Origin of the sequence: Polaromonas sp. UBA4122 (genome assembly GCA_002381615.1) — a bacterium.
GTDB lineage: Bacteria > Pseudomonadota > Gammaproteobacteria > Burkholderiales > Burkholderiaceae_C > Polaromonas.
Window position 1 is genome coordinate 1 of record DFWY01000111.1, and the last position, 215, is coordinate 215.

The 215-nt window shown below is 60.9% G+C and carries 1 protein-coding gene; it reads left to right on the forward strand.

Translation table 11 applies throughout. From position 1 onward, the window contains the following. Window positions 1-215 (forward strand): ATP-binding cassette domain-containing protein (locus tag B3F77_RS14745; protein ID WP_293605686.1); only part of this gene is annotated, 215 nt, incomplete at both ends.

Consider the following 215-nt stretch of genomic DNA (forward strand, 5'->3'; position numbering starts at 1 on the left):
CAGTGGTGGGACCGGATGGCGCTGGCAAGACTACCACCCTGCGTGTGCTCGCAAGCGTCATGCGACCCGACGCGGGGAGTATCGTCATCGACGGCATTGACGTGCTGGCGCAGCCGGAGCAGGCCAAACGCCATGTCAGTTACATGCCACAGCGTTTCGGTCTCTACGAGGATCTGACGGTGGACGAGAACATTCGCTTCTACGCTGACCTGTTC